20 protein-coding genes, 2 tRNA genes and 1 pseudogene are annotated in these 20,246 nt (G+C 34.2%); 6 read left to right on the forward strand and 17 right to left on the reverse strand.

The genetic code is table 11. From position 1 onward, the window contains the following. Positions 1-117 precede the first annotated feature (117 nt). On the forward strand, positions 118-495 hold the full coding sequence (locus GFS03_RS07190) for a helix-turn-helix transcriptional regulator (protein ID WP_153423178.1): 378 nt from the start codon (positions 118-120) through the stop codon (positions 493-495). Here GFS03_RS07190 and GFS03_RS07195 read toward each other — a convergent pair. Genes GFS03_RS07195 through GFS03_RS07215 form a run of 5 tightly spaced genes read right to left on the reverse strand, consistent with a single transcriptional unit; the run spans position 487 to position 4,891 of the window. Then, complete coding sequence (locus tag GFS03_RS07195) at positions 487-1,623, reverse strand: tRNA (guanine(26)-N(2))-dimethyltransferase (protein ID WP_153423179.1); 1,137 nt, start codon at positions 1,621-1,623, stop codon at positions 487-489. The two genes, GFS03_RS07190 and GFS03_RS07195, sit on opposite strands and share 9 nt — an antisense overlap. Then, positions 1,589-2,521 carry a transcriptional regulator gene (locus tag GFS03_RS07200; RefSeq protein ID WP_153423180.1) on the reverse strand — a complete coding sequence of 311 codons (933 nt, stop codon included), beginning with the start codon at positions 2,519-2,521 and terminating at the stop codon, positions 1,589-1,591. Before GFS03_RS07200 ends, GFS03_RS07195 begins: the two co-directional genes overlap by 35 nt. A gap of 18 nt (positions 2,522-2,539) precedes the next feature. Further along, positions 2,540-2,944, reverse strand: coding sequence for a DUF61 family protein (locus tag GFS03_RS07205; protein WP_153423181.1), 405 nt, complete (start codon positions 2,942-2,944; stop codon positions 2,540-2,542). 4 nt (positions 2,945-2,948) lie between these two features. Then, positions 2,949-3,647 carry a fibrillarin-like rRNA/tRNA 2'-O-methyltransferase gene (locus tag GFS03_RS07210; RefSeq protein ID WP_153423182.1) on the reverse strand — a complete coding sequence of 233 codons (699 nt, stop codon included), beginning with the start codon at positions 3,645-3,647 and terminating at the stop codon, positions 2,949-2,951. Between the two features lie 5 nt (positions 3,648-3,652). Then, complete coding sequence (locus GFS03_RS07215; protein WP_153423183.1) at positions 3,653-4,891, reverse strand: C/D box methylation guide ribonucleoprotein complex aNOP56 subunit; 1,239 nt, start codon at positions 4,889-4,891, stop codon at positions 3,653-3,655. A 65-nt stretch (positions 4,892-4,956) separates the two neighbouring features. On the opposite strand from GFS03_RS07215, the gene GFS03_RS07220 reads away from it, so the two are divergent. From GFS03_RS07220 to GFS03_RS07235, 4 genes are all read left to right on the forward strand, one after another. Next, the gene (locus tag GFS03_RS07220) at positions 4,957-5,115 is read left to right on the forward strand and encodes a 30S ribosomal protein S30e (RefSeq protein WP_009992370.1); all 159 of its coding nucleotides are present in this window, start codon (positions 4,957-4,959) and stop codon (positions 5,113-5,115) included. A 33-nt stretch (positions 5,116-5,148) separates the two neighbouring features. Further along, positions 5,149-6,489: a Glu-tRNA(Gln) amidotransferase subunit GatD gene (gene gatD / locus GFS03_RS07225; protein ID WP_153423184.1), complete on the forward strand. Its 1,341-nt coding sequence runs from the start codon at positions 5,149-5,151 to the stop codon at positions 6,487-6,489. After that, positions 6,482-8,383 carry a Glu-tRNA(Gln) amidotransferase subunit GatE gene (gatE, locus tag GFS03_RS07230; protein ID WP_153423185.1) on the forward strand — a complete coding sequence of 634 codons (1,902 nt, stop codon included), beginning with the start codon at positions 6,482-6,484 and terminating at the stop codon, positions 8,381-8,383. The genes gatD and gatE overlap by 8 nt, the downstream gene beginning before the upstream one ends. 72 nt (positions 8,384-8,455) lie before the next feature. Continuing rightward, positions 8,456-9,499 carry a hypothetical protein gene (locus GFS03_RS07235; RefSeq protein WP_153423186.1) on the forward strand — a complete coding sequence of 348 codons (1,044 nt, stop codon included), beginning with the start codon at positions 8,456-8,458 and terminating at the stop codon, positions 9,497-9,499. On the opposite strand, the gene GFS03_RS07240 is transcribed toward GFS03_RS07235, so the two are convergent. The 3 genes from GFS03_RS07240 to GFS03_RS07250 all read right to left on the reverse strand — a co-directional run bounded on the left by GFS03_RS07240 (position 9,492) and on the right by GFS03_RS07250 (position 12,680). Continuing rightward, a complete protein-coding gene (locus GFS03_RS07240; protein WP_153423187.1) occupies positions 9,492-9,860 on the reverse strand; it encodes a transcriptional regulator in 369 nt (122 codons plus the stop codon). The genes GFS03_RS07235 and GFS03_RS07240 overlap by 8 nt on opposite strands. Before the next feature lie 53 nt (positions 9,861-9,913). Continuing rightward, entirely contained in the window at positions 9,914-12,430 is a 2,517-nt protein-coding gene (locus tag GFS03_RS07245) for an adenosylcobalamin-dependent ribonucleoside-diphosphate reductase (RefSeq protein WP_153423188.1), read from the reverse strand. A gap of 177 nt (positions 12,431-12,607) precedes the next feature. Further along, positions 12,608-12,680 (reverse strand) — tRNA-Gln (locus GFS03_RS07250). A 158-nt stretch (positions 12,681-12,838) separates the two neighbouring features. Between GFS03_RS07250 and GFS03_RS07255 the strand changes: the two genes are divergently transcribed. Beyond that, positions 12,839-12,928, forward strand: a tRNA-Thr gene (locus tag GFS03_RS07255). An 11-nt stretch (positions 12,929-12,939) separates the two neighbouring features. Here GFS03_RS07255 and GFS03_RS13680 read toward each other — a convergent pair. The 9 genes and pseudogenes from GFS03_RS13680 to gcvT all read right to left on the reverse strand — a co-directional run. After that, positions 12,940-13,053, reverse strand: a pseudogene (locus tag GFS03_RS13680) (ribbon-helix-helix protein, CopG family); the annotation flags it as partial. 82 nt (positions 13,054-13,135) lie between these two features. Continuing rightward, positions 13,136-14,305 (reverse strand): SufD family Fe-S cluster assembly protein, encoded by a 1,170-nt coding sequence (locus tag GFS03_RS07265; RefSeq protein WP_153423189.1) that lies wholly within the window; start codon positions 14,303-14,305, stop codon positions 13,136-13,138. Next, positions 14,292-15,731 carry a Fe-S cluster assembly protein SufB gene (sufB, locus tag GFS03_RS07270; RefSeq protein ID WP_153423190.1) on the reverse strand — a complete coding sequence of 480 codons (1,440 nt, stop codon included), beginning with the start codon at positions 15,729-15,731 and terminating at the stop codon, positions 14,292-14,294. Before sufB ends, GFS03_RS07265 begins: the two co-directional genes overlap by 14 nt. Before the next feature lie 65 nt (positions 15,732-15,796). Further along, a complete protein-coding gene (sufC, locus tag GFS03_RS07275) occupies positions 15,797-16,543 on the reverse strand; it encodes a Fe-S cluster assembly ATPase SufC (protein WP_153423191.1) in 747 nt (248 codons plus the stop codon). Between the two features lie 16 nt (positions 16,544-16,559). Then, positions 16,560-17,561: an AbrB/MazE/SpoVT family DNA-binding domain-containing protein gene (locus GFS03_RS07280; protein WP_153423192.1), complete on the reverse strand. Its 1,002-nt coding sequence runs from the start codon at positions 17,559-17,561 to the stop codon at positions 16,560-16,562. A gap of 72 nt (positions 17,562-17,633) precedes the next feature. Continuing rightward, the gene (locus tag GFS03_RS07285) at positions 17,634-18,005 is read right to left on the reverse strand and encodes an Hsp20/alpha crystallin family protein (protein WP_153423193.1); all 372 of its coding nucleotides are present in this window, start codon (positions 18,003-18,005) and stop codon (positions 17,634-17,636) included. 6 nt (positions 18,006-18,011) lie between these two features. After that, positions 18,012-18,767, reverse strand: a complete 756-nt coding sequence (locus tag GFS03_RS07290) for a proteasome assembly chaperone family protein (RefSeq protein WP_153423194.1) — start codon at positions 18,765-18,767, stop codon at positions 18,012-18,014. Continuing rightward, positions 18,760-19,173 (reverse strand): glycine cleavage system protein GcvH, encoded by a 414-nt coding sequence (gcvH, locus tag GFS03_RS07295; protein WP_153423195.1) that lies wholly within the window; start codon positions 19,171-19,173, stop codon positions 18,760-18,762. The genes GFS03_RS07290 and gcvH overlap by 8 nt, the downstream gene beginning before the upstream one ends. Before the next feature lie 11 nt (positions 19,174-19,184). Beyond that, positions 19,185-20,225 (reverse strand): glycine cleavage system aminomethyltransferase GcvT, encoded by a 1,041-nt coding sequence (gene gcvT / locus GFS03_RS07300; protein ID WP_153423196.1) that lies wholly within the window; start codon positions 20,223-20,225, stop codon positions 19,185-19,187. Positions 20,226-20,246 lie beyond the last annotated feature (21 nt).

Genomic DNA, 20,246 nt, shown 5'->3' on the forward strand with positions numbered 1-20,246 from the left:
TAAAACTACTGAAAAGTGGCCAATTATCACTAAAGTGTATTTAGCGTATCCATAAAAACAGTAAAATAAATAAGCATGGAATGTATATATATATTTTAGCCAACACGGGTGTAAAAGATGGAATCAGATTCAACAAATAATTATGAAGCAATAGTACATAAAAAGATAAAAGAAATGGGAGAAAAAGGAATTTCACAACAAGAACTTGCTAAATCAGTTGGTTTGCCTATAAGAGAAATTAGTAGCATTATAAAAAGATTAGTTGAGAAGAAGCTAATTATTAAAAAGGCTGTGAAAGAAAATGGAAAAAATATAGTTAAATTGTTTGCAGTCGATAGTAATTATAATATAAACATTTATATAAATCTTAACGGTTTAGATGAGATTCCCTGCTTGAGTTGTAAGAGCTTAACCAAATGTGGAAATGGAATACATGTAAGCCCACAGACTTGTAATAAATTATCAGGCTGGATCTTAGAAAAAGCTTTATCTTAAATTCTTAATGCACCTTGTTATTTCTTCATACTCCCTATCAGTCCTTATCCCAGTAGGAACAAAATGAGTCCTAGAAGCGTCCCCTAGACATTCTAAAATCGAATTAATTGGAGGAATAGCTGAGATTTTTAATTTAGATGCAAGCTTACTAATATTGTAAAATACACTTTTATATTTTGCTTCCTTTTCTATTACATTAAGTAGCTTCTGTATTCTGTTAAAAGAGGACAAGTAATTAAAATCACTGTATGTATCAGTTATTCTTTTTAAAAATTCCATATTGTGAAGAGGTCCACTATATAGAGGACCGATAATGATAAAAATTTCGCCACAGACTGGGCACTTAATCTTACAATTCTCGTCTACGAAAGACTGAAATCCACAGCGGGGACATTCCCCGAAATATTTAAGATTCTTATTAATGTTCTCATCTGCTTTTCTAGCGCCACTTTCCACTCTTACAAATAGTCTATAATAATAGTCTGCATAAAAAGAGAATAACGGATACACGGTCTTTTCTAATATTGCAGCTTCTCTAATTATCTTACCAATAAGTATTCTTAATCCAAGCTCCTTTGACGAGGATAGTTTGTAGTTAATAGCATCATATTTTCGCCTACAAGAAGTTCGTGAAGAACCCTCAAGTGGAGATAAATCAGTTGCTGTAAACGCTACTATTCCATTTCTTATCGTGGCATTTATGGATGAAAGAATAAACGGTGCTGGAGATCCAAAGGGATCTATATCAATGTAATCGCTCTTTATTTCGTAGAGTAATGCATTCGCATCCTTATTATAAATTTTAGCATTTTCAATTCCATTATTTTTCACATTTATTTGAATTAGGGAAGTAGCAGTTGAATTTTTGTCGTTAAGAATTAGTTGTTCACTTTTCCAAGATTCAACATAATATCTAATTCCTCTTATACCCGTTGCACTTAATGTATCTAGTATTATTTTAGGCTTTAATAGATTAACCACGATTACGCTGAGGTCTCTGTTAAAAGTCATTTTAGAATTGTAGAATACTGGAGCCCACGATGGGTCAAATTTCCCCTCTATCATATATTCTTTAGGATCTGGTACAAATACTCTAACTTTGCCTTCCGTTACTTCCTTTAATTTCATCTATTAAAGAATGTATATCATTTTCTTCATAAGCTTTATATCCTAGATCTTCACATTCCCTTAACATCTTTGAAGTCCTTATGATTATAAATAATTCAGATTTAGTATAAGATGCAAGTTTCTTAGCTTCATAAAATTTCTTCATTGACTTATTATAATCCTTGTTCTCTATTGTAACTAAATATCTATTATTATCGTTGTCTTTAACTATCAAATCTGCAGCAGTTAATTTCAATGATAGGACATTTAATCCACTTTCTTTCAATTTATATATCAACTTTGATTTAAAATTCTCCGGAGAAAACTCTATTATATCATCTTCAATGACTTCTTTTTTACTTTTTATAGAATCCCATATTACATCACCTATTATATCATCCCCGAACAAATCTATCAACTTCTCTGCAACTTCAAGCGATACGTCAGAATCTCCTTTCTCGTAATCGTAAATGGCCTTTCTAGAAACGCCAAGATATTTAGCTACATCTCCTATACTATATCCCATTTCCTCCCTCTTATGTTTTAATATGTTATTTCTGATCTTTATGAATATACCTCCTCTAGTTCTATAAAGGAAAATTTTCTCACCATTAATTAGTCTCTTAAATCCTTCAGGCGAGACTGCAAAAACATTATCAGCCTTAACTGAGACAATATCCTCCTCTTCTTCATTAGTAACTACTAATGACGCAGTTAACGTAGATACTGCAATCTTCTTCAAATCTGAAATTTCCTCTTTGGTCACTTTATCCTCAGATACTCTAATTAGAGTGGGTTCCTTAGAGTTGAGAACGATATCTACGGATTTTCTATTATGTTCTGGATATTCAATCATTGTATAAGTATAGTTTTTATCCTTCAATATGTCTATAACCTCGTCAATAATTCTTTTACTCATACCTTACATCTCACTTAATTATTCTGTTTCTTCTGTATAACTTGTAATGGGGCTAAGAATTATAAATATTAATGATGTATATTCCCTTAATAGCTTCTCGACATCCACATTTAATATTACATCAGATATTTCTCTCCCAAGTAAAATTGAAATTGCCTTTCTGTTCCATTGTTCACCGCTAATGAAATATTCACCAACTTCGGGTGATTTAATAAATGTAAAGGGAATTTTTACTAAGGACCATAAATAAAGTGGAATTTTACTGGAAAGCCTTTCCACTTCGTCTTTTTTTATTTCATGATAAAAATTATTATTTAATCTAATTTTTAGTTTACCTTCCAATGCATCTTTAATGGTAACGTATTCAGCTGGAGAAGAAGAGAATATGTCTTTAAGTCCAAATTCAAAAATCTTGTCTATCAAACTCCTACCCTTTATATCTACTTAGAACTATTGCATGGTCTTTATCGTATGGATCTAGATTAATAATTTGGATTGTCTCAAAATTAGAATTTTCCAGTTTTTCTACTTCCGATTTATATATTTCTTTAGGGTCTTTAGTAACATCAATACTTCTGGCTTTAATCACTAAGAGCATATGTCCATTTAATTTAAGAAAGAATCTAGCATTATATATAGCTATGTCTGTCTGATCTGGTTGAGCAATATCGACGTAAAGTACGTCAACGTTCTCTACTACTGACTTATAGCTCTGAGGGAATCTGGCATCCGCCAATATTGGAAAGATATTAGGCCTCCTTTGAGCTACTAATAATAATTCTCTTACAACTCTTGGAGAAAATTCTACACCATAAGCCTTACCATTTAACTCTATAATATCAGAGACATGACTTATTGTAGTTCCGGAAGCAGCTCCTAAATATAAGACCTTAGTGCCTTTCCTAATAGGATTACTCTTAAGACCTTTAAGTATCGCTCCTGCTAATTTACTTCTAAATGCATTCCATTCCCTATATTCAACACCCTCATACTTGATTAGTCTTTCACCATAAACATTAAAGCCTGATACCAGGTTTCTTGTACATAACCTAAAGCTACCGTCGTTAAATTCGCATTCGTAAATATTTTCCATATTGGTCTGTTTTACGGTAACTACTTCAGACATTTTTATCACTTTCTTTTACCTCTTCTCTTTTCACCTTTTTTACCTTTTGCTTGCTGTTTTTGTGGTTGCTGTGGCTTTTGTTGTTGTGGCTTTTTAGGTGGAGGTTGAGCGAATTTCTCCTTAATCTCATCTATTCTCTTCTTTAATTGTTCATTTAGTTGATCTCCTATGAATCTCCCACTAAAAGCATCAACTCTGGCTGCTATTGCCAATTTAGCCGCTAAAGCTCTGGCAATCTTGCCTCTTTGCCATCTGGGTGATGTGTGAATAGCAGGATACTGAAATATCACACCATGTTTAGGTGGTCTTCCTCCACTTCTTAACGCCCTGAATAAGGCTTTTTCAGCACCCAATACCTGGATCGTACTAGCCGGCATTTTAGCTAACTCTTCCAGACTTCCTGATATACTCAATAATCTAGCACCTAATGCTGGACCAACTAAGGCCGTTATATTTGGTGCAACTTCTTTCATTACACCTTCTAGATAATTATTAAGGTTTCTCCTTATATTATACAGTTCTAAAATGGTGTTTGCAATCATCCTCATTGCAGATAAATCATCTTCTGAGATATCTGCACCTATACTTTTCTTTGCAGCATCGACTATCCTATTTATTCTTTGCTCATTGAAACCTAATTCCTTTAGAGCATCAGTAGTTACGAGTCCTCTATCACCAAACTTGGACACTATGGTTGCGTATTCTTCATGGTCCTCAATAAGCTTATCTAGCTCTGGAAAATGAATACTATACCATTCTCTTAATCTTTCTGAGAAAAGATTTATGGTCTTATCTATATCATCCATTGCCCTTACTGCTTGAATAGCCAAAAGATCTCTTTTTTGAGCTGCAGATCTTAGCTTCCTTCTAGTATACTCTAACGAAAGTTCATGAAGAAAATTATAATACTCCTCTTCATTACTTACAAATTTTATATCTATAGCTACTTTAGGTAATGATTCCCTAAATATCCTCGAAATCTTACTATATGGTTCATATGTAACCCTATAACCTAGGGCTTGTAATTTAGGAACTTCAGCTTCGTTCTCGACTACTACTTCTTGTGGGTTAACTTTCTTTAACAACTCAACTGTTGCATTAAATGGTATGCCCTTTTCATTATTTAAAAGCTCCTCAGTTATTTTTCCCAAATCTCTTGGATTTGTAATATAGTCTACAATATTACCATTTTCATCGTAAGCAATTGCTCCAATAACATGCTCGATTAGGTATATTTTCATCATCTCTCACTACAAACCTATCTGACAAATTTTTAAGTTTAAATGCTCAAGTTATAATAAGAGTTAATATGCCTTCGCACGGTTCGTTAACCAAGGCGGGAAAGGTTAGAAGTCAAACACCCAAAATACAACCTAAAGAAAAACATAAAGAGGTACCAAGAGTAAGAAATAGAAAGGAATATGAAAAGAGAGTAGTAAAAGCTAGGCAACAAGCTCCCGCTAGATAATAAACTATTTTTGCTATTACCTAATCTTTTTCTGTGCAAGAAAATTATAAAGGAAAGGCTTATGATATTTTGAAAAATCTAAATATAGAGGAAGGGGACCTAATAGAGGTTAAGAAAGGGGACCTAAGAATAAGAGGTATACTGTTACCAAGTTACTCGAAAGATGAAAGAATATTCGTAATAAAATTAGATAATGGCTATAATATAGGAATATCCATAGATAATGTATCTGAGATTAAACTAATCACAAAAAATTCAAGTAAAGCTCAAGAGAAGAGTGAAAGAAAGGATACTAGTCGTGATGGCACTAAAGGTGAAATAAAGATAATCAGCACAGGAGGTACAATAGTAAGTAAAGTTGAGTACGAAACTGGTGCAGTCAGACCCGCGCTAACCACTGAAGAAATAGTACAATTTCTGCCAGAAATAAACGAAATAGCAAAAGTTGATGCAGAGGTACTTTTCTCGATATTAAGTGAAAACATGAAACCCGAATACTGGGTTAAGATAGCTGAATCAGTAAAGAAAGCGTTTGATGAGGGAAACAGTGGAGTAGTTATTGCTCATGGTACGGATACTATGGCATATACAGCATCTGCGTTAGCTTTCTCTCTAAGATCTTTACAAGGACCGGTTGTGCTGGTGGGTTCGCAGAGAAGTAGTGATAGACCTAGTAGTGATTCGGCAATAAATCTCTTATCTGCAGTTATCACAGCCAAATATACACCATTTGGAGAAGTAGTAGTAAATATGCACGCTGAGTCCTCAGACTCTTACGTATTAGTACATAGAGGAGTAAAGGTTAGAAAAATGCATAGTAGTAGAAGAGATGCCTTTCAGTCAGTAAACAATAAGCCTTTAGCTAAAGTTCTTTGGAAAGAAAGGAAAGTGGTAATGCTTGACAATAATTATATAAGCAAGAAAGACGAGACTACACTTGACGCTAAATTTGATAATAGAGTATTTTTACTATACTATTATCCTGGATTAGATAGAGAGTTCTTAGAGCACATTTTAACTAATACTAAAATAAGAGGTATTATAATAGCTGGTACTGGTTTAGGTCATACTTCATCAGATTATGTGGAATTATTCAGAAAAGCTACTAAAGATGGCATATTTATAGGAATGACAACACAGTGTTTATTTGGAAGAGTTAATATGAATGTGTATACTACCGGAAGACAGTTACTCGATGCTGGTGTTACCCCATTGGAAGACATGCTACCAGAGGTCGCATTAGTTAAATTAATGTGGGTACTTGCACACGAGCAAGATTTAGAAAAAATACGAAGCCTAATGATATCAAATCTAGTGGGGGAGATAAATCCTCGTCACACTTTAGATCTTTTCCCAAGGTGGTTATATGAGTGAGTTAAATTATGAAGAGCTAGGATTAAAAGTAGGATTAGAAATTCACCAACAGCTTAACACATCTCACAAATTATTCTGCAACTGTAGTACTAATTTGGAAGAAGATTATAAGCTAACCTTAGAGAGGTATTTAAGACCTGCATTAAGTGAATTAGGGGAAGTCGATGTTGCTGCGTTGTTTGAGTGGAAAAAAGGTAAAAAATACGTATACAGAATACCTACAACAACAAGTTGTCTCGTAGAAGCTGATGAAGAGCCTCCACATGCAATAAATGAAGAAGCGTTAAAAATAGCATTAGCTATTGCCATTGCACTAAACAGCAACATAGTAGACGAAATTTACGTCATGAGAAAAATTGTAATAGATGGTTCAAACACTACTGGATTCCAAAGAACCGCAATAGTAGCACTTGGTGGAATGCTAAAAGATGAGGGAGTTACAATACAAACTATTGCAGTTGAGGAAGATGCTGCAAGGAAGATAGATGAAGGAACAGATCAAGTAACCTATTCGCTAGATAGATTAGGGATTCCATTAATAGAAATTTCAACTGGACCGGATATAAGGAGTCCAGAGCAAGCTGAAAGAATTGCACTAAAGATTGGCCAATTGCTTAGAATGACCGGTAAAGTTAAAAGAGGTATAGGCACAATAAGGCAAGACCTAAATATCTCTATAAAAGGTGGTACAAAGATAGAAATTAAAGGAGTACAAAAACTAGAATTAATACCGGATATAGTTAGATATGAAGCAATGAGACAATTTAACTTGCTTAAGATAAAAGAGGAATTATATAAAAGAGGTGTGAGTAAAGATCTAATTTTATCCAATTTTGTTGTGAAAGATCTCACAGAACTTTTTAAAAAGACAAATAGTAAAATCATTAAAAGCGGAATAGAAAAAGGAGGATTAGTATACGGAATAAGAGCGTACAAGTTAAAGGGAATATTAGGTTGGGAACTAATACCAAAAAAGAGAAGATTTGGAACAGAAATTGCGGATTACGTTAGAGCACTTGCAGGATTAGGTGGACTTTTCCACTCTGATGAGCTACCCAATTACGGTATAACTGAAGAGGAGATAGGCAAAGTTAGAGAAGCCCTTGGTGCAACAACTGAAGATGGTTTCATTCTAATTGTTGGCGAAAGAGAGAGGTTGAATAAAGCTGTAGAAGTAATAAGGGACAGAATATTACTCGCATTTGAGGGTGTTCCTAAGGAAACTAGAGGAGCGTTAGATGATGGAACCACGAAATTCTTAAGACCACAGCCAGGCTCAGCTAGAATGTATCCAGAAACTGATATTCCACCGAGAAGAATAGATGAAAAACTCCTTGAGGATGCTAAAAAATTGGTTCCGGAATCGCCAGAGTCTAAAATGAAAAGGTATATCACATTAGGTTTAAGTGAGGAACTAGCTAAGGAGATAATTAGAGATCCCAGACTCGACCTATTTGAAGAATTAGTTAACAAATATTCCCCAAAGGTCTCTCCAGTTATAATAGCTAGTACAATCACCAACACACTAAAGTATGTTAAGTCAAAAGGTGGTGATATATCAAAGATAAATGAGGAAGATATAGAGGAGCTAATAAAAAGCGTTTATGAGAACAAAATTAGCAAGGATTCAATCTCGGAAATACTCCTAGAATACACTACTAATAAAAATGTAGAACTAAAGGATATCATACGTAAATATGAGACATTACCAATTGAGGAATTAGAAAAGATAATAGATGATGTAGTTAGTTCTAATCTAGTTGAGATAAAGAAAAGAAAAGATAAAGCGGTAAACCTAATAATGTCAAAAGTAATGAGTAAAGTAAAAGGAAGAGCTGATGGGAAAGTTATATTAGAATTAATAAAGTCAAGACTCAAGAATGTTATAGAGTGAAGAATTACCCTCGGACAGATTATTGATGAAGAGAAGGCATTTGTCGGATTTAAATGATGAGCTTGACCACTTATGAAGCTAGATGATATAATAAAGGTAGCCGCTGAGTACCCATTTAAAAATCTTAGTGAAAATATAGAGTTACAAGATGAAATGCTTAGCATAGAACAACTTCCACAATTGTTAACTATTGGTGGAGTTAAAAGAATAAAATGGAAGTATAAGGCAAAAATTCTTGGTCCCGATCTCTCTACAATATCAACTGAAGGCGAAGAAAATAGCGAAGAATTAATAATGAGGACGCCATTAAACAAGACTTCAATTCCTTGGACCTTTACCAGGTTAGACACAAACTCATTGAAAAAGCTAGTAGAATATTTAATACCTTGTAAAGAAGGAACTTCACTTTTTAACGTCTCTCCTTGGTCAAGATATTACTTTACCAGAAATAGAACTATAGAATTAAAGGAGGGTGAAATTGGGAATGGCAGGAATGTTGAAATGCAAGGAAATATGAAATTAGTAGAAAACCAGATTAGTATAAACACGAAATTCTTAAATCCACAATTCTTCTACATAAATCCATACTACATAGAAAGTGATTATAATTCAGTATTCAATACCTTTGCTGCAAGCTTAGAACTCACAGAAGCATATTCTTTTGTAAGTAATTCGCTCCTTGACTTAAAATTTGAGCTAGGGAAAATTAGTGTAGAAACCAATGGAAAAATTTTAGTTTCAAAGACAAAGACTTTTGCTGAATCTAAAATCCATAGATTATTATGGGATATGATGAACGATGTGATAGAGATAGACTGTAGTCCACAATTTCCTCTTTCACTATATCGAATCGAGCCTTCTGCTGTAGTCCCGTTATATATAAAATTTGATGAGAAAACCAATATCTTACAAATGGTATTAGAAAACTTCAGCAATAATCCAGTTATAGCTACAGTTTATCTCTCAGCAAGAATAACTAAAATAATAAAGCCGAATAATACGATAACAACTGAGTACGATAGAATTAAAATTCCTATCAGAAGGTGGGGAATCATCAATTTAGAACTAGAAATAAAAAAACTACCAGACTTATTACTTAAAAGAAAAGCTATTTAGGTTCAACTGTAGTCTCATATAGGCATAGGCTTAGATTATACCCATGCTTTGTAAGAACTTTTTTACCTTCAGAACATAAAATACAATAATATACAGAAAGATTAGAATTTGAATTTAAAATTCTTTCCATAACTTCATTGACGAGGTCCATAAATTTTTCATCTTTCTCAAGAAGAGATCTTAAATTACTACCTCTTCTACTCTTAAGATAATTTGAGACCGCTGCTGGTGTTAAACCCATTAAATTCGCTGCCTTATACTCAGATAAATTTCTCTCCTTTATCAATTTTTGAGCCACTATACTTCTAACTGCTGGTAAAATCTCCCTAACGGAAAATTCACATGGTAACTGTAATGACATGTTAATACACTTCGGTCCAATATAATATAAAAAACCGATAAATAAAAATGTTTTTATAATTCACACGTCTTACATCCACCAGCATAAGTCTCCGATACTTCGACAAATTTCTTTTCCATCCTTAAACCAGAAGGAAGTAACTGAGTTTTCTTTATCTCCTCTTCTTTTTTCTTCTCGTATTCTTCCCTTTCTTTTTTAACTCCGAAGTAGATCACTTGTTGTTGCTTACTTTTATCTCTATAGACAGTTATACCTTTTATACCCAGTTTCCACGCTAACAAGTAAACCTTCTCTACAGTCTCTGGTGGTTCTTCTGACCTTAAGTTAATAGTCTTAGAGGTTCCAGAGTCATTCCACTGTTGCCAGGCCGCTTGATGTAGAACATGATAAATTGGTAGAACCTCATGAGCAGTTCTGAATAATCTTCTTAATGACTTTGGCATAAATACGTTATCTCCGATCATTCCACTTTCAGCTATCTTCTGAATGACTTCCGGATCATCTAGCTCATATTTTCTGAGATATTCTAAGAAAAGTGGATCAATCTCTATAAACTTTCCTACTGCAACATTTCTGACAAACGCTAACGCAAAGAGTGGTTCTATTGAAGATGAGGTTCCGGCTATTATTGAGATAGTACCTGTTGGGGCTATAGAAACTACAGTGGAATTCCTTAAACCATATTTTAACCTTTCGCTTTTTAGCAAATCAAAATCTAACTTATCTACTACACTAGTTAGCTTTTTAACATAATCTGATGGTTTATCAACAACTTCAGCAATTTGAAGTAGTGAATTGAAATCCAATGCACTCTCCCAAATATCTCTATACATTTTTGGATCATAGGCAGGGAATGAACCCTTCTCCTTAGCGATTTCGACAGATGCCTTATACGCGTGATAGAATATAAACTTAGCTAATTGGTATGATAAGTATATAGCGTCTACACTATCATAAGCAATACCCAATTTAATAAACATCCTTGCTAATCCCATAACACCTAAACCAACTTTCCTGGTTCTCTTGGTTGCATCTTCAATTTGCTTTAATGGGTAACGATTAGCATCAATTACATTATCTAAGAACCTTACTCCATAACTAATAATTTCTGCTAATCCGTCCCAATCTATTTCAGCTTTACCATTTCTCTCTATAACAAATTTCTCTAGATTTATAGAACCTAAATTACAACTCTCCCAAGGTAATAGTGGTTCTTCACCACATGGATTAGTAGCGTTAATCTTACCTAAATACCATACTGGGTGCCTTCTATTAATAGTATCAATAAAGAGAAGGCCAGGATCACCGCTGTCCCAGGCTCCTTTAACGATTTCATCGAATAGCGATCTAGCATTAACATATCTTACAATAGCACCCTCCTTTGAAGCTATTACGAGAGCTTCGTCAACTGTAATAATTTTACTCTCATCTAGTGAAACAACTCCACCTTTTTCTTCTAGTTCTGATAAGATAACCTCTTGAATCCATTCTTCATTCATATAACCTCTAGCCTTTGTAATATAATATTCGTGGTCCTTTCCGGCTATTTTAGTCTTTCTAGGGTTAACCAAAGGTACACTCTCACCCTTCACAACAGCCTCCATAAAGTAGTCATAAGCACCTACAGAAATATTGAAATTCTGTAACTGAACATCCTTTAATTGTCCAGTTTTAGCCTTTATAAAATCCTCAATATCGGCATGCCATGCGTGCATAACTCCCATATTAGCTCCTCTTCTCTTTCCACCTTGCTTTATGACATCAGTAGAGGCATCAAATACTTTCATAAATGATACCGGGCCAGAGGCTACACCCGCAGTCGAAGCAACAACATCACCCTTAGGTCTTAATTCCGAGAAATCGAACCCAGTTCCTCCACCTTGTTGATGAACCAGTGCAGTAGCTCTTAATGCGTCATATATACCATCTCCTTCTGGTGTTGTCATAGCATCTTTAACCGGAATTACGAAACACGCTGATAGGATGCCTAATCTAGTTTCGCTATTCATTAACGTTGGTGAATTAGGCACAAACTTTAAGCTGCTTATCATTTCGTAAAACTTCTCTTCTAACTGTTTAACTTCAGCCTCAGACTTACTATACTTTCTCTCAACTGACGCAAGAAATCTGGCTACTCTTCTGAATAACATCTGTGGTGTCTCAATATATCTTAAGGTATTAGGATCTTTCAATAAGTATCTAGCCTCTAATACTTTTAATGCATTGTAAGAGAGAAGTAAATCTTTTTCATTGAAATCTTTCCATTTTCCTTTACCGAAAACGTGATTGTAAATTCTAGCTAAGACATATCGCTTTGCTAATTCCATTAAAAAAGGATACTTTAGGGAGTTCTCTATGAGATTTCTTTCCACTATATCAGCAATTACTCTAGTATCTATAGCATTATCTTTAACATTAGCCTGAACATCATTAGCTATACCATCTATTACCTCATCTGGCACAGAAGAAAGTTTAGATAATATCTTCTCTAGTTTAAACTCGTCAATCCTCCCATCTCGTTTAATTACTTTAATCTTTCTTAAAGATGTAGAGTATAGTAACTGCTCCATTGTCTTCTATACTTATTATAGCTTACATCAATATAATTTTATTCTATACGTGAGAAGAGTATTACCTCGTCATATTTCAAAAAGATAATATCTACTTTTTCAGAACTCAAAATTTAAAGGCAATTGCGAAGTAACTGAATAATTTAGAGCAAGAACTTCCTATATTCACTAGCTAGGTAGCCGGGCAGGGATTCGAACCCTGGTCCCAGGGGCCAGAGCCCTGGATCCTTGACCACTAGACTACCCGGCTGTATTTAAATAGGGGAACATTACTTAAAAATTTATTACCACGTAGATAAGAAAGACCTAGATAGAAAAGACAATAAGAAAAACAAGAATTGGAAAAAGTTACTCCTTCCCTTAACCGCAATAAGCTTTAAATCCTTATTATATGATAGTTTTCTTAGTGCCGCCGTAGCTCAGCCTGGTTAGAGCGCCGGCCTTGTAAGTTACTGCCTAGATAGCCGGCGGTCGCGGGTTCGAATCCCGCCGGCGGCTTCTTCCAAATATTTTTCTATAGCTATTCTAATTACTTCACTTCTACTCATTCTACTATTTAACGCAAACAGATCTAGCTTTACTAAAAGTTCCTCCTCTGCTTTAAAAGTGATTACTCTAACCAATTTTCCTCTTTTATAAATCGGCTAAGTAGTATATTATAGGAAAATTTCTATTATAAGCAAATAGAGAGGGAGTTGAGCGAAACTAATATCCCAAAGATTTCAAGATTTCTTCTATCTTATTCTTAAGCGTCTCTGGATCTTGCTCCTCAATTATAAATCCCCTTATTATAATCCCTTCGGCTTCTCTTTTATTTAGTCCCCTAGTTTGTAAATAGAAGATTTGATTTTCGTCTATCCTACTTATTGCAGCAGAGTGTTTAGCCATAACTACTCTGCCAGTTTTTACTTCAAGCATGGGAGAAACTACTGCTTTAGCATCTTTTCCTAAGACTAATGATCTGCCAACTATCGACGTGGAAGAGTTAGTTGCAGTCTCATCTATAGTTGCCACGCCCCTTACCACAGTAAACGCTTGATCGTTAGAGATTGCCTTCATAAAGCCATTGCTTGCACTCTTCTGGCCTAAATGAATAACATTGTTAACTACATCTATTTTATTGCTATGCGTCCCAAAAGCTCTTGATGAAAATTCACTCACACTGCCCTCCTCTAGTCTAGTGTTAAACTGAACATGACCCATCTTATTACCGTTTACAAATATTGATGAATGCATTGTACCTTTTATGTTAGCCTTAATGTAAGAGAAAAGAAGACTGTTGTCACCAGAGAAATTTACAAATTGGAAATCTAAAGTAGAACCATCTTCTATATTAACAGATATAATTGGAATCGTTAGGGATCCTTCACCTAGATTTAGAACTTCATAAATTACCTTAATTTGCTTATCTTTAGGTACGTTAATTATTAGATGCGAAGGAGAAAGATATTTATTTCTATTGACGACGTGCTTAACATGATACTCTCCTTCATTGCTTATTGTTATCCGCCTAGAGAGAGAATAGGCCAGTGATACTAATTTATGCTCATCGCTACTAATAACATCATCATTCAGTAAGTCATCTATTTGTATATTATTTTTCGGAATTCTTATAGTATCATCTATAATTTCAGTTATATTTTCAGTTTCACTATATTTTACTTCTTGCCTAGAAATATCATTGAGGTTTAATGACTCATATAAATCCCATTCAGTATAGTGCTTGATTGTTGGCGAATCATGTATTAATTGATATGGCTTAGAAAGATACAAAGAAAACGCTTTTTCTCTCTCTCCTCTATCTTGTGTAAAGTTTTCATTAATTATTTTTTTAGCTGATTGTATATCAACTACTCCCAACTTAAGCCACTGCACCTAGCTTATCTAATTCTAGCTTTATAACCTTATTTAACATGGTAGCGTACTCAAATGGCAGTTCTTTCATGATCTCGTCTATGAACCCTAATACTAGCATTGAAGTTGCCTCCTTTTCATCTATACCCCTTGTCATTAGATAGAAGAGTTGATCCTCATTCATTCTGAATGTATGAGCTTCATGTGCTACATCTGCGTCCTCTTCTAACACTTGATTATGTGGATATGTATAAGCTTTTGTTTTATCATCAAGCATTAAAGAGTCACATTTAACAAACGCCTTAGAACTTACTGCCCCTTTATTTACTTTAATTAATCCTCTATATACGTTAACACCTCCATTGAAACCTATATTTTTGTTTACCACTTTACTCTTAGTATAAGGTGCTGCATGGATCATTTTCGAACCACTATCTTTCCACTCACCCTCTCCACTGGTCATTGTAACTACTAAACTGGTAGATGAAGCGTTTTTCCCTCTAAGGATAGTTGATGGGTATACAAAACTGTACTTGGAACCCAATGACCCCTCAACCCATTCCACAGTTGAATTTTCGTCAGCCCATGCTCTCTTATTATTGAAATTAATCACGTTTTTGCTCCAGTTCTGGATTGTAGTAAACTTTATGTAAGCATTCTTTTTGGCATATAATTCTACCATACCATCATGGAATGAGTACTTCTTAAGTTGCGGTGCTGTACAGCCTTCAATAAAGTGGATATACGACCCCTCGTCAGCTATTAGTAAAGTATGCTCAAACTGTCCTTCAAGCTCTGATCCTATTACGAAGAATCCTTCTACTGGTGTTGTTATCTTCACGTTCTTTGGAACATATACGAATACACCCCCACTCCATAATGCACCATGTAAAGCTGCAAACTTGTGATCAGAGGCTGGAAATATTTTCATAAAGTACTCCTTCATAAGGTCCGGATATTTAGTCACAGCCTCATCTATTGGTAGCATTACTACTCCTTTTTTCATTAGTTCAACTTTAACATTAGAATAAATGGGTTCCGATTCTAATACTGCTACAAGACCTCCTAAGAACTTTTTCTCGCTTTCAGGTATACCTAACTCATCATAATATTTTCTTATTTCTGGTGGTAGTTCTTCCCAGCTTTGGGCTTTGTCGACACCAGGCTTAACGTAAAGTTCTAATGCTGAAATGTCTAAACTTGATAAAACGTCTGGTAACCAATTCGGTGTGGGTAACTTTTCGAATAATTCCAAGCTCTTTAATCTTAATTTTAACATCCATTCTGGTTCTTTCTTTATTCTGGAAATTTCCTCTATCGTAGACCTACTTAATCCTGATTCTACTATTCTCCTATGAAATTCTAATTGATTAAGCTTGTTGTATTTGGCATCTATGGTAGCATTTATTATCTCATGCAGGTCTAATGATATCTTATCTTCTTGCATACTTATAACCTATTCTTTAACTCTGTTAAAGACGAATATAAGTCTATCTTTAATAAAAAATAAACTCATGAATTCCTCTCTAGGACCACTTCATATCCTTTCTCGTCAATTAATTTGGCTAGTTCCATTCCCCCTTCTGCTATAATCTTCCCTTTATATAATACGTGAACTTTATCTGCACTTATATGATCTAAAATTCTCCTATAATGAGTTATTATTAAATAACCAACATTTAATTCATTCTTAAGCTTATTTATAAAATACGAAATCATTCTAAGTCCATCAACGTCTACACCAGAATCTGGTTCATCTAAAATAGCTATCTTAGGCTTTAATAGAAGCATTTGCAGGATTTCTACTCTCTTCTTTTCACCACCACTAAAGCCCTCAAAGACTCCCCTATTTAATAGAGAATCTGCTATCCCAACTTCTTTGCTAATATTTTTAACTTTTGATATTACCTCCATTACTGAAGCGTTAGTACCACTTACCTTATTATACTCTGCAACTAGGAGTGTTGATAATCTAACTCCTGCAATTTCTATCGGATTTTGAAAGGCCAAGAAAAGACCTCTTCTAGCTTTCTCATGAGGTTCTAAATTAGTTATATCCTCGCCATCTAATGTTATTCTTCCCTTAGTAATTTTATATTTAGGATGTCCCATTAATGCTAAGGATAGTGAGGTCTTGCCGCTCCCATTTGGACCCATTAATGCATGTATTTCTCCGCTCTTAACTTCAAGATTTATACCCCTAAGTATTTCTTTGCCTTCAACCTCTACATGTAAATCCTCTATTTTTAGTGTTACCATACTCTATCCTCTCCTTTTACGCTGTTAAATCTTTTTCTATCCAAGGTAAGTCCTCTAAGAAAATCCCACACATAGAATTGTTTAGAGCATTTTCTAATAGATTTACTAAATCTTCTAAATACAAACTAAACGAATTCGGTAAGGAATCTTTGATTTTTATGAAGTTTTGCCTTATTTGCGATATCAGATTGAATCCATTTGATATTCTTTTTACGCTAGGGAATAGGATACTCATCACTATCTCATCTAATACGTCATTTATGCTAGTGAAAATCGATTTTAACATATCCGTGTGGTTAGGGCTAATATTAAAGTTACCTCTAATTTCATAAATTTTTGATACTATATAATCTATATTTATCAAAATAGATATATTAAGCAAAATAAATGAATTTCTATAATATTCCATACTACTGGACTGATACTTATTTCCTATTATTCTCCTAAGTAACATCAAGTATATTTTCCTTAAATCATCAGCATTAGTTATAGCACTTTGATAAGCTAGATTAGAATTAGTTAGAAACTTAGATACTTCATCAATTCTTTTTGAAATAATATTTAATATACGTCTCAATAAGGATTCAACTCCGACTTTCTCCGTATCTAGTAAACATTCTAATTTGATTTTTTTCTCGGAATTCTCAACAACTTCTGCTCCAACTAGATGTTTAGATATGTAAAGAATATCTTCGAAATCCTTTTTGGTGAAATCTTTCTTTGTTTCAAAAACTATTTCATCAAATCCCAAAATGTACAGACATGGAATTATATTAATGAGTGGCTGCTTTAGCGAGTCCGCGTCAACTAATATTGTCTTTTTTCCTGCGTTAGTCTTAGCCTTTTCTGCTATTAATCTTAAGCTACCGTCATCTAAGGCCTCAAGAATTACCTTATCACCAGGCTTTATGCTCCATTTATTTATCCATTTTTTCGGGAGTGTGATAAATAATGATGAAGAACCTAATTTCTGGACCTTTCTAGTCTCTATATCCCTAGCTACTTTTTCCTCACTCAAAAATAGTCCCTCTATATTATTTTCTTAAACAGTGTTTATAAAAGTCTTTCAAACTCTTAGAAAAACGAGTACTTAATCTTTTCTTCGCTTTACAGTAATTTTAACTAACCATTTTACTCTTGTAACAGATAAACTATCAATATCAGCATCTTCTGGTACCTTTATATTTAGAGTATACTCCCGATTACTTTTATCTTTACAACTGATTTTCATACTATTATTGTTTTCAACTTTCACGTATATTGTAGATGTATCGACATTAGGAATATCGATCAAGTAGTAATAGAAATCCTCAGATTCGTAAAAGGAATATAATGGGGCATTATATTTTTCAATTTCCTCTTTAATTTCACTCTCTATCCTTCGGAATTCTTTCTCCATCCTGCTTATTTCCTTTTCTATTATCGACTTTACCAGGTCGTATAAGTCCTTATATGCAGGCATTGAAGATCACGCATATGTATACGGACGCAATCCAGAATAGTTAGGAAGTTCTTGTCTTGTCTGTTGCATTAAACCCTTTATTCTTCCTCTAATTTCCTCTGCTTCTTTAAGCAAAGAGGAAGTATCAACTTTAAATCCTAACAATTTAGACACTACATCTAACGCTACTGCAGCAGCTTCTGGATCAGGTAAATCTAGAAATGATTCAACTATTATAACCAGGTTTCTGATAAACTTTTTAGCGGATTCGAATAAAATGGGGGCATAGGGCCCAGTTACGTAGCCTTCTACAAATTTCTTCATTAAATTCAAACTATCTAACTCTTTAGCGAAATCTTCAGAGCTAACAACCCAATAGGGGGTGGGTTTCTCTAGCTCTAATCTATTTGACACTGGAACTCCAGTTATCGATATTATTGTCTGTATCCCGTATTTCTCTGCATAGTCTACAACTAAATTTGCTAAATGATATATACTATTTGCTGGGATTGCAACCCAAGAATGAAGTAAAAGGAAATTATCATAGTGATATAAACGTATAGGTGACTTAGCTACTCCGTTAACTACATGAGAAATGGGAGGTAAATATTTACGTGAATAAACTTCTCCATACTCTTTTAAATTTAGATAATTAATCAAAAATTCCCCAGATATACTACCTACTAAGCCAGCATCTGGTAAGCTTACTAGCAAATACGAGGGTCTACCTATCTGAGGAACGTATCTTTCCCTAATTTCAAATGCTTCACTCAACTCATCCACCCTTTATTTTTTCAATATACTTTTCTGGGCTAAGTAGTTTTTCTTTTTCTTCTGATAACCTGGATGGCCTTAACTTGAAAATCCAGCCTTCACCATATGGATCCTTATTTATTATCTCTGGATGCTCGAGTAATTTACTGTTTACCTCAACTATTATTCCACTTAACGGAGAGAAAATGTCTGCTGCTGCTTTAACAGATTCTATAACTCCTACAGATTCTCCGGCTTTAACCTCTTTCTGCAATTGAGGTAACTCAATTCCTACTATATCTCTTAACTTCTTCTGTGCATAATCAGTTATTCCAATCACTACTAAGTTATCACTAGAAACTACTACCCACTCATCAGTCTCTGTATACAATCTATCTGTCAGAACTACATATCTACCTACTTTTATCTCACTCATACAATATTCACCTAGATAAATGGAAACTCATCGATTTTTATATCATACTGTCTACCCCTAATTTCAACTGACAAATTATAGCCTAGATAGAAGTACTTGGGATTTACGTAACCCATGCCTATAACTCTATTTAAGTAAGGAGAAAAGGTACTACTCGTTACATATCCTGCCTCATTTCCAATTGAGTATATCTTAGAGGAATGCCTAGGTATAGCTCTTTCACCTTTTTTCATCTTAAAGCCAATCCTAACTTTCTCAATGCCACTCTTTATGCGTTCAACTAAACTATCTTTTCCTATAAAATCCTTTTCCAGCGAGAAAACCCAATATCTTGCTTCAACCGGAGTAGTGGTCTCATCAATGTCTTCTCCATAAAGGACAAAACCCATCTCTTGCCTTAAACTATCTCTTGCAATTAAACCAGCAGGCTTTATTCCGATTTTCACTAACTCCATAATTAGTTGTCTACCAACATCTAATGTAACCCAAACTTCTAATCCATTCTCGCCTGTCCATCCAGATCTGCTAATTAAAAAGACTTCATATCCCATAAATTTAGTATTAAGCTTAAATTCTAACAGTTTTAATTCATTTTTACCTAAAATTTCTTCTAATTTCCTACCTTGTATAGCAATCATACCATACTTGAATGTTAAGTCTTCTACATCCAAATTCGAATTAGATTTTATCCAATTTACAATTTTCTCCCTATTTACTGCATTGGTTACAATTAACCATTCATTCTCAGATACTTTATAAACCATCACATCATCTTTAAAGCCAGCCTTATCATTCAAAAAAGCAGTAGGCCCTATCATATTTCCAGAATTTGCCTTACTAACTTCCTTAGCTACTAACATTTCAAACTCCTTTGGATTACCTTTAACCCTTAATCTGCCCATATGAGATAAGTTAAAAAACGCTACTGAGCTCCTCACACTCATGTGCTCTTCTGCGTAACTGTTGAAGTTCATTGGCATTTCCCAGCCAGCGAACTCTCCAAAATTAGCTCCCAATTTTTCCTCAAGGTCATGAAAAGGTGAAACAAACATATATTACAAATATCTTAGAGT

Origin of the sequence: Sulfolobus sp. E5-1-F (assembly GCF_009601705.1) — an archaeon.
In the GTDB taxonomy this organism is placed as follows: domain Archaea; phylum Thermoproteota; class Thermoprotei_A; order Sulfolobales; family Sulfolobaceae; genus Saccharolobus.

Excerpts from the sequence above, each read along its gene's own strand:
- GFS03_RS07220 (WP_009992370.1), top strand. The coding sequence starts at position 4,957 with ATGCCTTCGCACGGTTCGTTAACCAAGGCGGGAAAGGTTAGAAGTCAA.
- gatE (WP_153423185.1), top strand. The coding sequence starts at position 6,482 with ATGAGTGAGTTAAATTATGAAGAGCTAGGATTAAAAGTAGGATTAGAA.
- GFS03_RS07215 (WP_153423183.1), bottom strand. The coding sequence starts at position 4,891 with ATGATGAAAATATACCTAATCGAGCATGTTATTGGAGCAATTGCTTAC.
- sufC (WP_153423191.1), bottom strand. The coding sequence starts at position 16,543 with ATGGTAACACTAAAAATAGAGGATTTACATGTAGAGGTTGAAGGCAAA.
- GFS03_RS07245 (WP_153423188.1), bottom strand. The coding sequence starts at position 12,430 with ATGGAGCAGTTACTATACTCTACATCTTTAAGAAAGATTAAAGTAATT.
- GFS03_RS07195 (WP_153423179.1), bottom strand. The coding sequence starts at position 1,623 with ATGAAATTAAAGGAAGTAACGGAAGGCAAAGTTAGAGTATTTGTACCA.
- GFS03_RS07200 (WP_153423180.1), bottom strand. The coding sequence starts at position 2,521 with ATGAGTAAAAGAATTATTGACGAGGTTATAGACATATTGAAGGATAAA.
- gcvH (WP_153423195.1), bottom strand. The coding sequence starts at position 19,173 with ATGAGTGAGATAAAAGTAGGTAGATATGTAGTTCTGACAGATAGATTG.
- GFS03_RS07235 (WP_153423186.1), top strand. The coding sequence starts at position 8,456 with ATGAAGCTAGATGATATAATAAAGGTAGCCGCTGAGTACCCATTTAAA.
- GFS03_RS07285 (WP_153423193.1), bottom strand. The coding sequence starts at position 18,005 with ATGCCTGCATATAAGGACTTATACGACCTGGTAAAGTCGATAATAGAA.
- GFS03_RS07240 (WP_153423187.1), bottom strand. The coding sequence starts at position 9,860 with ATGTCATTACAGTTACCATGTGAATTTTCCGTTAGGGAGATTTTACCA.
- sufB (WP_153423190.1), bottom strand. The coding sequence starts at position 15,731 with ATGCAAGAAGATAAGATATCATTAGACCTGCATGAGATAATAAATGCT.
- gcvT (WP_153423196.1), bottom strand. The coding sequence starts at position 20,225 with ATGTTTGTTTCACCTTTTCATGACCTTGAGGAAAAATTGGGAGCTAAT.
- GFS03_RS07190 (WP_153423178.1), top strand. The coding sequence starts at position 118 with ATGGAATCAGATTCAACAAATAATTATGAAGCAATAGTACATAAAAAG.
- GFS03_RS07210 (WP_153423182.1), bottom strand. The coding sequence starts at position 3,647 with ATGTCTGAAGTAGTTACCGTAAAACAGACCAATATGGAAAATATTTAC.